At 68.1% G+C, this 13,099-nt stretch carries 10 protein-coding genes; 8 read left to right on the top strand and 2 right to left on the bottom strand.

Features of this window, described 5'->3' with window-relative positions; all coding sequences use genetic code 11:
* Positions 1–37 precede the first annotated feature (37 nt).
* Positions 38–763: a response regulator transcription factor gene (locus tag Q0938_RS07845; RefSeq protein ID WP_299360767.1), complete on the bottom strand. Its 726-nt coding sequence runs from the start codon at positions 761–763 to the stop codon at positions 38–40.
* Positions 753–2,624, bottom strand: a complete 1,872-nt coding sequence (locus Q0938_RS07840) for a PAS-domain containing protein (protein WP_299360766.1) — start codon at positions 2,622–2,624, stop codon at positions 753–755. The genes Q0938_RS07845 and Q0938_RS07840 overlap by 11 nt, the downstream gene beginning before the upstream one ends.
* A gap of 145 nt (positions 2,625–2,769) precedes the next feature.
* Between Q0938_RS07840 and Q0938_RS07835 the strand changes: the two genes are divergently transcribed.
* The 8 genes from Q0938_RS07835 (at position 2,770) to Q0938_RS07800 (ending at position 13,017) form a co-directional block, all read left to right on the top strand.
* Positions 2,770–4,773: an AMP-binding protein gene (locus tag Q0938_RS07835; RefSeq protein WP_299360765.1), complete on the top strand. Its 2,004-nt coding sequence runs from the start codon at positions 2,770–2,772 to the stop codon at positions 4,771–4,773.
* Between the two features lie 131 nt (positions 4,774–4,904).
* Positions 4,905–5,663, top strand: coding sequence for an ABC transporter ATP-binding protein (locus Q0938_RS07830; protein ID WP_299360800.1), 759 nt, complete (start codon positions 4,905–4,907; stop codon positions 5,661–5,663).
* A 159-nt stretch (positions 5,664–5,822) separates the two neighbouring features.
* Positions 5,823–6,809 (top strand): branched-chain amino acid ABC transporter permease, encoded by a 987-nt coding sequence (locus Q0938_RS07825; protein ID WP_299360799.1) that lies wholly within the window; start codon positions 5,823–5,825, stop codon positions 6,807–6,809.
* 100 nt (positions 6,810–6,909) lie between these two features.
* Positions 6,910–7,986: a branched-chain amino acid ABC transporter permease gene (locus Q0938_RS07820; RefSeq protein ID WP_299360764.1), complete on the top strand. Its 1,077-nt coding sequence runs from the start codon at positions 6,910–6,912 to the stop codon at positions 7,984–7,986.
* A 62-nt stretch (positions 7,987–8,048) separates the two neighbouring features.
* Positions 8,049–9,335: an ABC transporter substrate-binding protein gene (locus Q0938_RS07815; RefSeq protein WP_299360763.1), complete on the top strand. Its 1,287-nt coding sequence runs from the start codon at positions 8,049–8,051 to the stop codon at positions 9,333–9,335.
* A 68-nt stretch (positions 9,336–9,403) separates the two neighbouring features.
* Positions 9,404–10,264: an ABC transporter ATP-binding protein gene (locus tag Q0938_RS07810; RefSeq protein WP_299360762.1), complete on the top strand. Its 861-nt coding sequence runs from the start codon at positions 9,404–9,406 to the stop codon at positions 10,262–10,264.
* 83 nt (positions 10,265–10,347) lie between these two features.
* The gene (locus Q0938_RS07805; RefSeq protein WP_299360761.1) at positions 10,348–11,565 is read left to right on the top strand and encodes a phenylacetate--CoA ligase family protein; all 1,218 of its coding nucleotides are present in this window, start codon (positions 10,348–10,350) and stop codon (positions 11,563–11,565) included.
* 30 nt (positions 11,566–11,595) lie between these two features.
* Positions 11,596–13,017: a peptidoglycan-binding domain-containing protein gene (locus Q0938_RS07800; protein ID WP_299360760.1), complete on the top strand. Its 1,422-nt coding sequence runs from the start codon at positions 11,596–11,598 to the stop codon at positions 13,015–13,017.
* Positions 13,018–13,099: the final 82 nt, after the last annotated feature.

Genomic DNA, 13,099 nt, shown 5'->3' with positions numbered 1-13,099 from the left:
CAAGGGAGTGCGAGTACCGTACCGACCCGCACGGGCGTCAGGCCCAGTCCACCTCGGACAGGAAAATGTAGCCCGCGCCATAGATTGTCTTGATCAGGCGCGGGTTGCGCGGATCCTCGGCCAGCTTGGTCCGCAGGCGCGAGATCCGGACGTCCATTGCCCGGTCAAAGCTGTCCCCGGCGGTGCCGCCCAGCTGTTCCAGCATCTGCGCGCGGGTGATCAGCCGCCGCGGGCTGTCCAGGAACATCCGCAGCATTTCCGCCTCGGCATGGCTCAGCGGGGTGTCGCTGCCATCTGGCGCGACCAGCGCATAGCGGTCGAAGTCGGCGGTCCAGCCGGCAAAGCGGGCAACCTGGCTGCCCCGGGCGGTGTCCCGCGCCGGACGGCGCAGCCGGGCCCGGATGCGGGCCACGACCTCGGCCGGGTCAAAAGGCTTCGTGACGTAGTCGTCGGCGCCCAGCTCCAGCCCGGTCACCCGGTCCTGCACCTGCACCCGCGCGGAAATGATGATGATCGCGGCCCCTGATTCCGTTGCCAGCCGATGCACCAGCGCCAGACCGTCGCGATCCGGAAGCCCCAGGTCGATCAGGCACGCGTCCGGCGTCATCCGCCGCAGGCTTGCCTCGAACTCGGTGGCGCGCGCAAAGCTGGCGGTGCGGAACCCCGCCTCTTCCAGGGCGGCGGCCAGCAGGCGCCGGATTTCCGGCTCGTCATCGAGGATGGCGATCAGCGGCGTGTCGGCGGGGAACGGATCATTCGTCAACCGGAAGCCTTTCCAGCAGCGCGGCCAGATCGGCGGGCGCAAAGGGTTTCGTCAGGACCGGGCCGGACAGGCCGGCACGATCGGCATGCCCCGGTGGCAGCGCGGTCATCAGCACCAGCGCCAGTCCGGTTCGGGCCAGTTCCGTCCCCTGCCCGTCGCCCAGCTGCAGGTCCGACAGGACCAGCGACAGGTCGGGCAGGTCGCACAAGGCCAGTGCCTCGGCCAGCGACCCGGCCTCGATCACCGAATGACCCAGCCCGGTCAGCATCTCGCGGACGCTTTCGCGGACCCTCTCGTCGTCATCGACCAGCAGCGTCATCCGGGGCGCGGCCTGCCGCAGTGGCAGCCGGAGCCGGACCCGTGCACCGCCGCCGGGGGCGTTGTCCAGACGCAGCGTGCCCCCCGCCAGCTTTGTCTGGTCATAGACCATCGACAGCCCCAGCCCGGACCCCTGCCCCGGCTTGCTGGTAAAGAACGGCTCGGTCCCGCGTTTCAGCGCCACGGGCGTGAAGCCGGGGCCGCTGTCGCAGACCGTCAGTTCGATCCACGCGGTCGTGACCCGGGCGCGCAGCTCGATCCGACCGCGCCCGGCCATCGCATCGCGGGCGTTCAGCAGCACGTTCAGCAGCGAATCCTGCAGCGGCCCGGGATCCAGCAGCACCCGGCCGGGTGGCAGATCGCAGATCAGCCGCAGCGTGATGCCGGGCCCCAGCGACGGCCGCGCCATGGCGGCGAGATCCTTCAGCAGCATCCCCAGGTCGACCGCCTGCGGCGACAGCGCGCGCGGCTCGGTCACCGTGGCGATCCGGCCCAGCAGCGCGGCGCCGCGACGCGCCGCCGCCAGCGTGGCCTGCACGTCGTCGGCGGCGGGGGCCGGCAGGTCCGACTTGGCCAGCCGCCCCTGCAGCCCCAGGATGATCGTCAGAAGGTTGCCGAAATCATGCGCCAGCCCCGACGTCATCTGGGCGGCGATGGCGCGGCGAGCAGCATGGGTCAGCGCCTCGCGTGCCTCGACCTCGGCCGTGACGTCGGTGGACAGCACATACGCGCCGCCCCCGGCGTGGTCGGGGGTGAAGGCCACGCGGATCCGCCGGCCGGATGGCGGGTGCGTCATCTCGAACACCTGCGGCGCGCCGCCCAGCGCCCGGTCCAGATGCGGACGGATGCGATCGAAGGTCTCGCCGCCCAGCACCTCGGCGACCGTTCGCCCGGTGATCGCCGCCCGGGCGCCGGGGAACACCGCGGCGATCTGGTTGTTGGAAAAGGTGTAGCGATAGGCCGGATCGACATGCGCGATATGCGCCGGGACCATCTCGGTCACCTGGCGGGTCCGCGACTCGGTTTCGGTCAGGATCCGCTGCGCCTCTTCCAGCGCGGCGTTGGTTGCGGCCAGGGCGCGGTTCGCGGCGGCAAGCCGTTCGGCATGAGCCAGCAGCTGTTCCGACAACTCCTCGGACCGGGCCCGCAGCAGGGCTTCCTGGCGGCGGATCGGGGTGATGTCGGTGTAGACCGCGATCCAGCCACCCTGGCTCAGCGGCGCGCCCTCGACGGAAATCACCGTGCCGTCGGGGCGGACCCGTTCGATGTAGTGCGGCTGGAAGGTGCGCGCCTGGGCCACGCGCTGCGCCACGGTCCGGTCCACGTCATCCACGGGGCCGTATTCGCCGCGCCGGGCCATGAACTCGATAGTGCGGCCAAACGGGGTTCCCGGCCGGATCAGGTCGTCGGGCAGGTCAAACATCCGCTGATAGCGCCGGTTGCACACCGCCAGCCGCAGATCGGCATCGAAGATCGAGATCGCCTGCCCGATCAGGTTCAGCCCCGAGCGGGTCAGTTCAGCGTAGGTTTCCGCGGCCGGCATGGGCTCCCTCCGGATCGCCTGTAACAATTTGTAGGATTCGCGCAAAACTGCCGCAAGGATCGGACGTGATGGTGTGGCACGCGACCAGCCGGAAAGAGGAGCCGGGTGCCGCATGGTGCGCTGACCACGCGCCGGAGGAGGGGACATGAACATCAGCGCGCAGCCCGAACAGGGCCTGCGGTCGATTCCCGCGCTGCTGGCGCGGAATGCCGTAACGTATGGCATCCGGCCCGCCTATCGCGAAAAGGAATTCGGGATCTGGCAGGCCTGGACCTGGAAGGAGGCGCAGGACGAGATCCGCGCCCTGGCGCTGGGCTTCCTGGCGCTGGGCCTGAACCGGGGCGATTACGTCGCCATCGTGGGTCGCAACCGGCCCGCGCATTACTGGTCGATGGTCGCCGCACAGATGTGCGGGGCAATCCCGGTTCCGCTGTATCAGGACGCCGTCGCGTCCGAGATGGGCTATGTCCTGGGTCATTCCGGCGCCCGCTTCGTGGTTTGCGGCGACCAGGAGCAGGTCGACAAGATCATCGAGGCCGAGGAAATCATCGGCGCCGAGGGGCAGGCCCCGACGCTGGAGCAGATCATCTACACCGACAAGCGCGGGATGCGGAAATACGACCATTCCCGCATGAACGCGCTGGCCCACGTGCAGGACGAGGGCCGCGCCGCGCAGCAGCGCCTGGGCGGCGAACTGGACGCGCGGATCGCCGAACTGGACTACGACAGCACCTGCGTGATGCTGTACACCTCCGGCACCACCGGCAAGCCCAAGGGCGTGGTGCTGTCCAACCGCAACATCATCGAGACGGCACGCAACTCGTCGGCGTTCGACGGCCTGAGGCCGACCGACGACGTGCTGGCCTATCTGCCGATGGCGTGGGTGGGGGACTTCATCTTTTCCGTCGGGCAGGCCTACTGGACCGGGTTCTGCGTGAACTGCCCGGAAAGCCCGGAAACCATGATGACCGACATGCGCGAGATCGGGCCCACCTATTTCTTTGCCCCGCCGCGCGTGTTCGAAGGCCAGCTGACCAGCGTCATGATCCGGATGGAGGATGCGGGCCGGGTCAAGAAATGGCTGTTCGACCACTACATGGCCGTGGCCCGGCGGGTCGGGCCGGCCCTGCTGGACGGCCGCCCGGTCGGGCTGCTGGACCGGCTGCGCTACTGGGCGGGGCGGCTGTTCGTCTATGGGCCGCTGAAGAACACGCTGGGCTTTTCGCGCATCCGCGTGGGCTATACCGCCGGCGAGGCGATCGGCCCCGAGATCTTCGACTTCTACCGCAGCCTCGGCATCAACCTGAAACAGCTCTACGGCCAGACCGAGGCATCGGTGTTCATCACCCAGCAGCCCGACGGCCAAGTCCGGTCGGACACCGTGGGCGTGCCCTCGCCCGGGGTCGAGGTGCGGATCGCGGACAATGGCGAGGTGTTCTATCGCGGGCCAGGCACCTTCGTCGAGTACTACAAGAACGCCGACAGCACCGCGTCGACCAAGGATGCCGAGGGCTGGGTGGCGACCGGGGACGCCGGCTTCTTCGAGGACGGCACCGGTCATCTGCGGATCATCGACCGCGCCAAGGACGTGGGCAAGATGGCCGACGGATCGATGTTCGCGCCCAAATATGTCGAGAACAAGCTGAAGTTCTATCCCAATGTCCTGGAAGCGGTGGTGATCGGAAACGGCCGCGACTACTGCACCGCTCTGATCAACATCGACCTGAACGCGGTCGGCAACTGGGCGGAACGCAACAACATCGCCTATGCGTCCTATCAGGAACTCGCCGGCCATCCGCAGGTCTACGCCACCATCAAGTCGCATATCGAGGAGGTGAACGCCTCGGTCGCGCAGGACGAGATGCTGGCGGGCTGCCAGATCCACCGCTTCCTGGTGCTGCACAAGGAACTGGACGCCGATGACGGCGAGATGACCCGGACCCGCAAGGTCAAGCGCGGCGTCATCTCGGACAAGTACGCCGACCTGATCCAGGCGCTCTATGACGGGCGCGACAGCGTCTACACCGAAACCGAGGTCACCTACGAGGACGGGCGCAAGGGCAAGCTGAAGGCGACCGTGCGGATCGAGGATGCCCGGGTCTTTCCCCCCGCCCAGCCGGCGATGATCCAGAAGGTGGCCGCAGAATGACGATGCAGGACAGCCACAGCCTGGCACCGGGACGCCACAGCGCCCGCACCACCACCCCGGGTCCCGTGGACCAGGGCGCCGATGTGCAGCCCTATGTCACCGCCGACGGGCGCCGGATCGGCGGCGTGCTGATGGATCTGCGCAACATCACCCTGCGCTTCGGCGGGGTCGAGGCGATCAAGAACATCAGCTTCGACATCCGCGAAGGCGAGATCCGCGCGATCATCGGCCCGAACGGCGCCGGCAAGTCGTCGATGCTGAACGTCATTTCCGGCTTCTATGTGCCGCAAGAGGGCGAGGTCTGGTTCAAGGGCTTTCGCCGCGGACCCATGCGCCCCTACCAGGTGGCCCGGCTTGGCATCGCCCGGACGTTCCAGAACATCGCGCTGTTCGACGGCATGACGGTGCTGGACAACATCATGACCGGGCGGCTGACGATGATGAAGTCCAACATGCTGCAGCAGGCGCTGTGGTGGGGCACGGCGGAGCGGGAGGAGATCGCGCATCGGGAAAAGGTCGAGAAGATCATCGACTTCCTGGAGATCCAGAACATCCGCAAGACGCCGGTCGGGCGGCTGCCCTACGGACTGAAGAAGCGGGTCGAGCTGGCGCGGGCGCTGGCGGCCGAGCCGGGTCTGCTGCTGCTGGACGAGCCGATGGCCGGGATGAACGTCGAGGAGAAGGAGGACATGAGCCGCTTCATCCTTGATGTGAATGACGAATTCGGCACCACCATCGCGCTGATCGAACACGACATGGGGGTGGTCATGGACCTGTCGGACCGCGTCGTGGTGATGGATTACGGACGCAAGATCGGCGACGGCACCCCCGACGAGGTGCGCAACAACCAGGCGGTGATCGACGCCTATCTGGGGGTCGCCCATGACTGATGGGCCCGTCGCCGGACCGCGACGTTCACGCATGGTTCATGCAGTTTTCATGCATTGTTCCTGTCACATTTCGGATCGTCGGTCCGAACACCTGTCCGGGCCGCACCCGGACCCAGGCCCGCGGCATCGGCCCGGCACGCCACATCACGGGGGACGCGACTGATGGAACAGCTTCTCTACACCGCCGAGGTGGTGGTGAACGGGCTGATGGCCGGGGTGATGTATTCGCTGGTCGCGCTGGGCTTCGTGCTGATCTTCAAGGCGTCGGGCGTGTTCAACTATGCGCAGGGGGTGCTGGCGCTGTTCGCCGCGCTGACCCTGGTCGGCATCCAGCAGGGGCAGGTGCCGTTCGCGCATCTGATCAACGCGATCACCGGCAGCCATCTGGAACATTTCGGCTGGACCGTCCCGTCGCTGCTGGCGATCTTGCTGACCGCCGGGGTGATGATCCTGCTGGCGCTGGCGATCGAGAAGCTGGTGCTGCAGCATCTGGTCGGGCAGGCCCCGATCATCCTGTTCATGGCGACGATCGGGCTGGCCTATTTCCTGGAAGGCCTGGGCGACATCATGTGGGGCGCCAACGTCAAGTCGCTGGACGTGGGCATCCCGCAGGGGATTTCCGAGACCGCCGAGGCGTGGACGGCGCAGCTGACCGGCTATGGCTTCTTCATCGACCGGCTGGACATCTGGGCGACGGTGATCGCGGCGCTGCTGGTCGCGGCCCTGGTCGCGTTCAGCCAGTACACCAAGCAGGGCCGCGCGATGCGGGCGGTGGCGGACGACCCGCAGGCGGCGCTGTCGGTCGGCATCTCGCTGCGCTTCATCTGGATCATGGTCTGGTCGATCGCCGGGTTCGTCGCGCTGGTCGCGGGGATCATGTGGGGCACCAAGTCCGGGGTGCAGTTCTCGCTGAGCCTGATCGCGCTGAAGGCGCTGCCGGTGCTGATGCTGGGCGGCTTTACCTCGATCCCCGGGGCGATCGTCGGCGGGCTGATCATCGGGGTCGGCGAGAAGCTGTTCGAATACTCGATCGGCCCGATGGTCGGCGGCGCCACCGAGAACTGGTTCGCCTATGTGCTGGCGCTGCTGTTCCTGGTGTTCAGGCCGCAGGGCCTGTTCGGCGAGAAGATCATCGAGCGGGTGTGAGATGACGCAGCCGCCCCGCCCCGCCAGCCTGCGGGCGCCGATCCGGCGCACCCCCCGCCCCGCCCGCAAGCCCCGTTCCGGCCAGAAAGGATGACGCACGATGTTCTACCGTGAAGCGGGCGACTTCAAGACGACCTACAGCGACGACAGCCAGACCTTTCCGCTGCAGCTGGACCGGATGGGCTATTACGCGGTCCTGGCGGTCGCCTTTCTGGTCGTCCCGTTCGTGATCGACGATTACTGGGCGACCTCGGTGATGGTGCCCTTCCTGATCTATGCGATCGCGACGCTGGGGCTGAACATCCTGACCGGCTATGCCGGGCAGGTGTCGCTGGGGACCGGCGGATTCATGGCCGTGGGCGCCTATGCGACCTACAAGCTGACGACGTCGTTTCCCGACATCTCGATCCTGATCCACATCGTGCTGGCCGGGTTCATCACCGCCCTGGTGGGGATGCTGTTCGGCCTGCCCAGCCTGCGGATCAAGGGGTTCTACCTGGCCGTCGCCACCCTGGCCGCGCAGTTCTTCCTGGTCTGGCTGTTCAACAAGGTGCCGTGGTTCTACAACTATTCGGCGTCGGGGCAGATCACCATGCCGGAACGCACGGTGCTGGGCCAGCTGGTCACCGGCCCGTCCGTGTCGGCACCCGCCAAGTATCTTGTCTGCCTGGTCTTCGCGGTGGCGCTGGCGTGGCTGGCCCGCAACCTGACCCGCGGCATGCTGGGCCGGCAATGGATGGCGATCCGCGACATGGACATCGCCGCCGAGATCATCGGGGTGAACCCGCTGAAGGCCAAGCTGACCGCCTTCGGGGTATCGTCATTCCTGATCGGGATCGCCGGGGCGCTGTTCTTCGCCGTCTATCTGGGCGCCGCCGAGGTCGGCGAGGCGTTCGGGATCAACAAGTCGTTCCTGGTCCTGTTCATGGTCATCATCGGCGGCCTGGGCTCGATCTTCGGCAGCTTTGCCGGGGCCGCGTTCCTGGTGCTGCTGCCGGTGTTCCTGAAGAACGTGCTGGTCGGCGGAATGGGCTGGCCCACCGACCTGGCCGCCCATGTCGAGCTGATGATTGTGGGGGCGCTGATCGTGTTCTTCCTGATCGTCGAGCCGCACGGCCTGGCGCAGCTGTGGCGGCTGACCAAGGAAAAGCTGCGGCTGTGGCCGTTCCCGCACTGACCCGAGTTTTCAACCAGACCGGCACCGAGCCGGCACATACTGACTATCGTGGGAGGAACCTGATGACACTTCGCTTCGCTTCTCTGGCCGCGGCCGCCGTGCTGATGGCGGCGGGACCGGCCATGGCCGACCTGGTCGTGCCGCACCTGTCCTATCGGACCGGGCCCTATGCCCCGAACGGCACCCAGTATGCCGACGGGTTCAACGACTACTTCACCCTGCTGAACGAACGCGACGGCGGCATCGGCGGGCAGAAGATCCTGACCCCGGAATGCGAGACCGCCTACAACACCGAGAAGGGCGTCGAGTGCTATGAGGCGACCAAGGGCGACGCGGCGCTGATCTACAACCCGATGTCGACCGGCATCACCTATCAGCTGATCCCCAAGGCCGGCGCCGACCAGAAGGTGCTGTACACCCCCGGGTATGGCCGCACCTCGGCCAAGAACGGCAAGGTGTTCGAATGGGTGTTCAACGCGCCCGCCAACTACTGGGACGGCGCCTCGGTCGCGGTCAAGCACATGCTGGAGCAGGAAGGCGGCGACGTGAACGGCAAGAAGATCGCGCTGGTCTATCACAACAGCGCCTATGGCAAGGAGCCGATCCGCACCCTGCAGGAGCTGGGCGAGAAGCACGGCTTCGAGCTGATGGAGGTCCCGGTCGACCCGCCCGGCCAGGAGCAGAAGTCGCAGTGGCTGCAGATCCGCCGCGAAAAGCCGGACTACGTGATCCTGTACGGCTGGGGGGTGATGAACCAGGCCGCCATCCAGGAAGCCGCGAACATCCGGTTCCCGATGGACCACATGATCGGGATCTGGTGGTCCGGGTCCGAGGTGGACGTGCAGCCGGCCGGCGCCGGGGCCGATGGCTACAAGTCGCTGACCTTCAACGGGGTCGGCACCGACTATCCGTTCTATGACGACCTGAAGACCCATGTGATCGACGCGGGCAAGGCGTCGCAGGGCGGGCAGTATGTCGGCTCGGCCGTGTATTCGCGCGGCGTCTATGCAGCGCTGATCATCGGCGAGGCGATCCGCACCGCCCAGGAACTGGCCGGCAGCCCCGAGATCGACGCCGCGCAGCTGCGCGACGGGTTCGAGGCGCTGAACATCACCGAGGAGCGGATGGCCGAGCTGGGCCTGCCCGATTTCGGCCAGCCGATCCAGCTGAGCTGCGAGAACCACGGGGGCGCCGGCATGGCGCGTCTGCAGCAGTGGGACGCGGACGAGCAGAAATGGAGCCTGATCACCGACTTCATGGAGCCCGATGCCGAGGTGCTGGCGCCGCTGATCGAGGAAGACAGCGCCGCCTATGCGCAGGAAGCCGGGATCACCCCGCGCTGCGGCTGACGACGATCCGGGGCCCCGGCGATTGCCGGGGCCCCGTCCCCCTTCCCGTGCCTGCCGAGGATCTGGTCATGCTGGACGCCGCCCCGCCCGTCGCCACCCCTGCCCCGTCGACCGCGACCGCGCGCGGCGAACCGCTGCTGGAAGTCAACAATATCGAGGTGATCTACAACCACGTCATCCTGGTGCTGAAGGGCGTCAGCCTGACCGTGCCCAAGGGCGGGATCACCGCGCTGCTGGGCGGCAACGGCGCCGGCAAGACCACGACGCTGAAGGCGATTTCCAACCTGCTGGCGTCCGAGCGCGGCGAGGTCACCAAGGGCAGCATCACCTATCGCGGCGAGAACGTGACCACGCTGAACCCGGCCGCGCTGGTCCGCAAGGGCGTCATCCAGGTGATGGAGGGGCGCCACTGCTTCGAGCATCTGACCGTCGAGGAAAACCTGCTGACCGGCGCCTATACCCGCACCGACGGGGCGGCGACGATCAAGCAGGACCTGGAGATGGCCTACAGCTATTTCCCGCGGCTGAAGGAGCGGCGCCGCAGCCAGGCGGGCTACACCTCGGGCGGAGAGCAGCAGATGGTGGCGATGGGCCGGGCGCTGATGAGCCGGCCGGAGACGATCCTGCTGGACGAGCCGTCGATGGGGCTGGCCCCGCAGCTGGTCGAGCAGATCTTCCAGATCGTCGAGGCGGTCAACCAGGGCGAGGGCGTGACCTTTCTGCTGGCCGAGCAGAACACCAACGTGGCGCTGCGCCATGCGCATTACGGCTATATCCTGGAAAACGGCCGGGTGGTGATGGACGGCGAGGCCGCCGCGCTGCGCGAGAACCCGGACGTCAAGGAATTCTACCTGGGCATGTCGGACGAGGGCCGCAAGTCGTTCCGCGACGTGCGCAGCTATCGCCGTCGCAAGCGCTGGCTGGCCTGAGGATCGCGGGCGGGACACGGCCCGCGGCCAGCACTGAGGAACGACACTGGGGAACGGCACTGGGAAACGGCAGGGGGCCGACCATGATCTATTTCGACGACCTGGAAACCCGCAGCGCCGACGAACGCGCGGCCGACCTGTCCACCCGGCTGGCCCGTGCCATCGCCAACGCCAAGCTGGCGCCGGGGCTGGCGCGGCTGTTCCGCGACGTGCAGCCCGAGGACCTGCAGGGGCTGGACGACCTGGCGCGGCTGCCGGTGATCCGCAAGGCCGAGCTGGGCGAGGCGCAGAAGAAGCGCCCGCCGTTCGGCGGCTTCACCACCCGGCGGGCCACCGAGTTCGACCAGGTGTTCCAGTCGCCGGGGCCGATCTACGAACCCGGCCGGGTGGAAGGCGACTGGTGGCGGCTGGGCCGGTTCCTGCACGCCGCGGGGGTGGGGCACGACGACATCGTCCACAACTGCTTCGGCTATCACCTGACCCCGGCCGGGATGATGTTCGAAAGCGCCGCCCGCGCGGTCGGCGCCGTGGTGCTGCCGGCCGGCACCGGCCAGACCGAGCTGCAGGTCCGCGCCGCCGCCGATCTGGGCACCACCGTCTATGCCGGGACGCCGGACTACCTGAAGGTGATCCTCGACAAGGCCGACGAGCTGGGCGAGACCCTGTCGATCACCCGCGCCGCGGTGGGCGGCGGCGCGCTGTTCCCGTCGCTGCGCCAGCTCTATGCCGACCGGGGGATCCGGACGCTGCAATGCTATGCCACCGCCGACCTGGGCAACATCGCCTATGAGAGCGAGGCGATGGAGGGGATGATCGTGGACGAGGGCGTGATCGTCGAGATCGTGCGCCCCGGCACCGGCGACCCGGTCCCCGAGGGCGAGGTCGGCGAGGTGCTGGTCACCACCCTGAATCCCGACTATCCGCTGATCCGCTTTGCCACCGGCGATCTGTCGGCGGTGCTGCCGGGCACCAGCCCCTGCGGCCGCACCAACATGCGGATCAAGGGCTGGATGGGCCGCGCCGACCAGACCGCCAAGATCAAGGGCATGTTCGTGCGCCCCGAGCAGGTCGCGGCGCTGGTCGCCCGCCACGCCGAGGTGTCACGCGCCCGTGTCATCGCGGACCGCGCGGGTGAAATGGACGTGATGACCGTCCAATTGGAAACTGAGGCCGCCGATCCGGCATTATACGAGGAATCGGTGCTGGAAGCACTGAAGCTGAAGGGTCGGGTCGAAATCGTCGCGCCGGGAACGCTGCCCAACGATGGGAAGGTGATCGAGGATCGGCGCAGCTACGAGTGACCATGGCCCTGCAACGACAGGGGAATTGAAATGGTCGGTCTGAAACTCGGCGTGTCCGCCGCACTGGCATCCGCAATGCTGCTTTCCGCCCCCGCCGCCGCCCGGGCCCAGGAGGCGCTGGGGCAGATCATCGGCGCGATCGCCCAGGGGCTGACCGCCCAGCAGGCGGCGGAACAGGAACGCGCCCTGTGGGAGGCGGTCCAGAAGCGCAACAGCGTGGCCGCCTATCAGGCCTATCTGGACGACTATCCGTCCGGCCGCTACGCCGACACGGCGCGCGACCGGATCCGGCAGGCGACCGGGCGCGAGCCTGTCCGGACGGCGCCCAGCCCGGCGCAGCAGGCCGAGGCGCAACTGCAGCTGAACCGCAACCAGCGCCAGCAGATCCAGCGCGACCTGACGGCGCTGGGCTACGACACCCGCGGCATCGACGGCGCGTTCGGCAGCGGTACCCGGAACGCCATCCGGTCGTGGCAGACGGCCAACGATCTGGCGGCGACCGCCTATGTCAACGCCGACCAGATCGCGCTGCTGCGCCGGCAGGCCGCCGACAGGGCCACGCCCGCCGCCGGGAACACCCAGGCCGCCGGTGATGCCAGTTCGTCCCAGACCGAGCTCGCCCTGAACCTTACCCGCACCGACCGGCAGCGGATCCAGCGGCAGCTGACGACGCAGGGCCACAACGCAGGCGTCGCGGACGGGCTGTTCGGGTCGGCGACCCGCAAGGCGATCCGCAGCTGGCAGGAGAAACAGGGGTACCGGCAGACCGGCTATCTGAACGCCCCGCAACTGGCGAAACTGCGCGACCTGGCGACCGCCCGCACCGCACCCCGCCCGGGAAGCAACGATGTCGAGGAACAGCTGCTGACCCTGACGCGGGCCGAACGGCAGGAGGCGCAGCGGCTGCTGGTCCGGCTGGGCCATGACACCCGCGGCACCGACGGAACCTTCGGCCCTGCCACGCGCGACGCGATCGCCCGCTGGCAGGGCACCAACGGCTGGGCGGCGACCGGCTATCTGAACGCCGACCAGTTCCGGGCCCTGCGCAAGCAGGGCGAGCGCGCGACGGCGACCGCCCCGGCCGCCGACAGGAACGACAGCCGCGCCGACGAACAGGCCTGGGCGCGGGCGATCGAGGCCAAGACGCTGGCCGGGTACCAGGCCTATCTGGCCGCCCACCCGCGCGGCGCCCATGCCGCCGAGGCGCGGCAGGTGGTCGACCGGACGGTCGCCGAATACGCCCGCACCGAGGCGTCGCTGATGCCCGATGCCGGGACGCGGCGGCTGCTGGAAGAGCGGCTGAAGGCGATGGGCTATGAACCAGGCGAGGTCGACGGGGCCTTTACCACCGCGACGCGGGCCGCGCTGCGGGAGTACCAGAAGCGCAACGAGCTGAGCGTCACCGGCTATGTCAGCCAGCAGTTGCTGATGAAGATGCTGATGCAGATCTGACCGGCGGCGTTCCGGCAGGGCCCACGCAGAATCAGACCGCCCGCGGCGCTGCCACGGGCGGTCTGATCGGTGCAATGCTGTG

The organism is uncultured Paracoccus sp. (assembly GCF_947496875.1).
Taxonomy (GTDB): domain Bacteria; phylum Pseudomonadota; class Alphaproteobacteria; order Rhodobacterales; family Rhodobacteraceae; genus Paracoccus.
The sequence above is the reverse complement of the archived record's forward strand: the minus strand, read 5'-3'. Positions and strand labels throughout refer to the sequence as shown.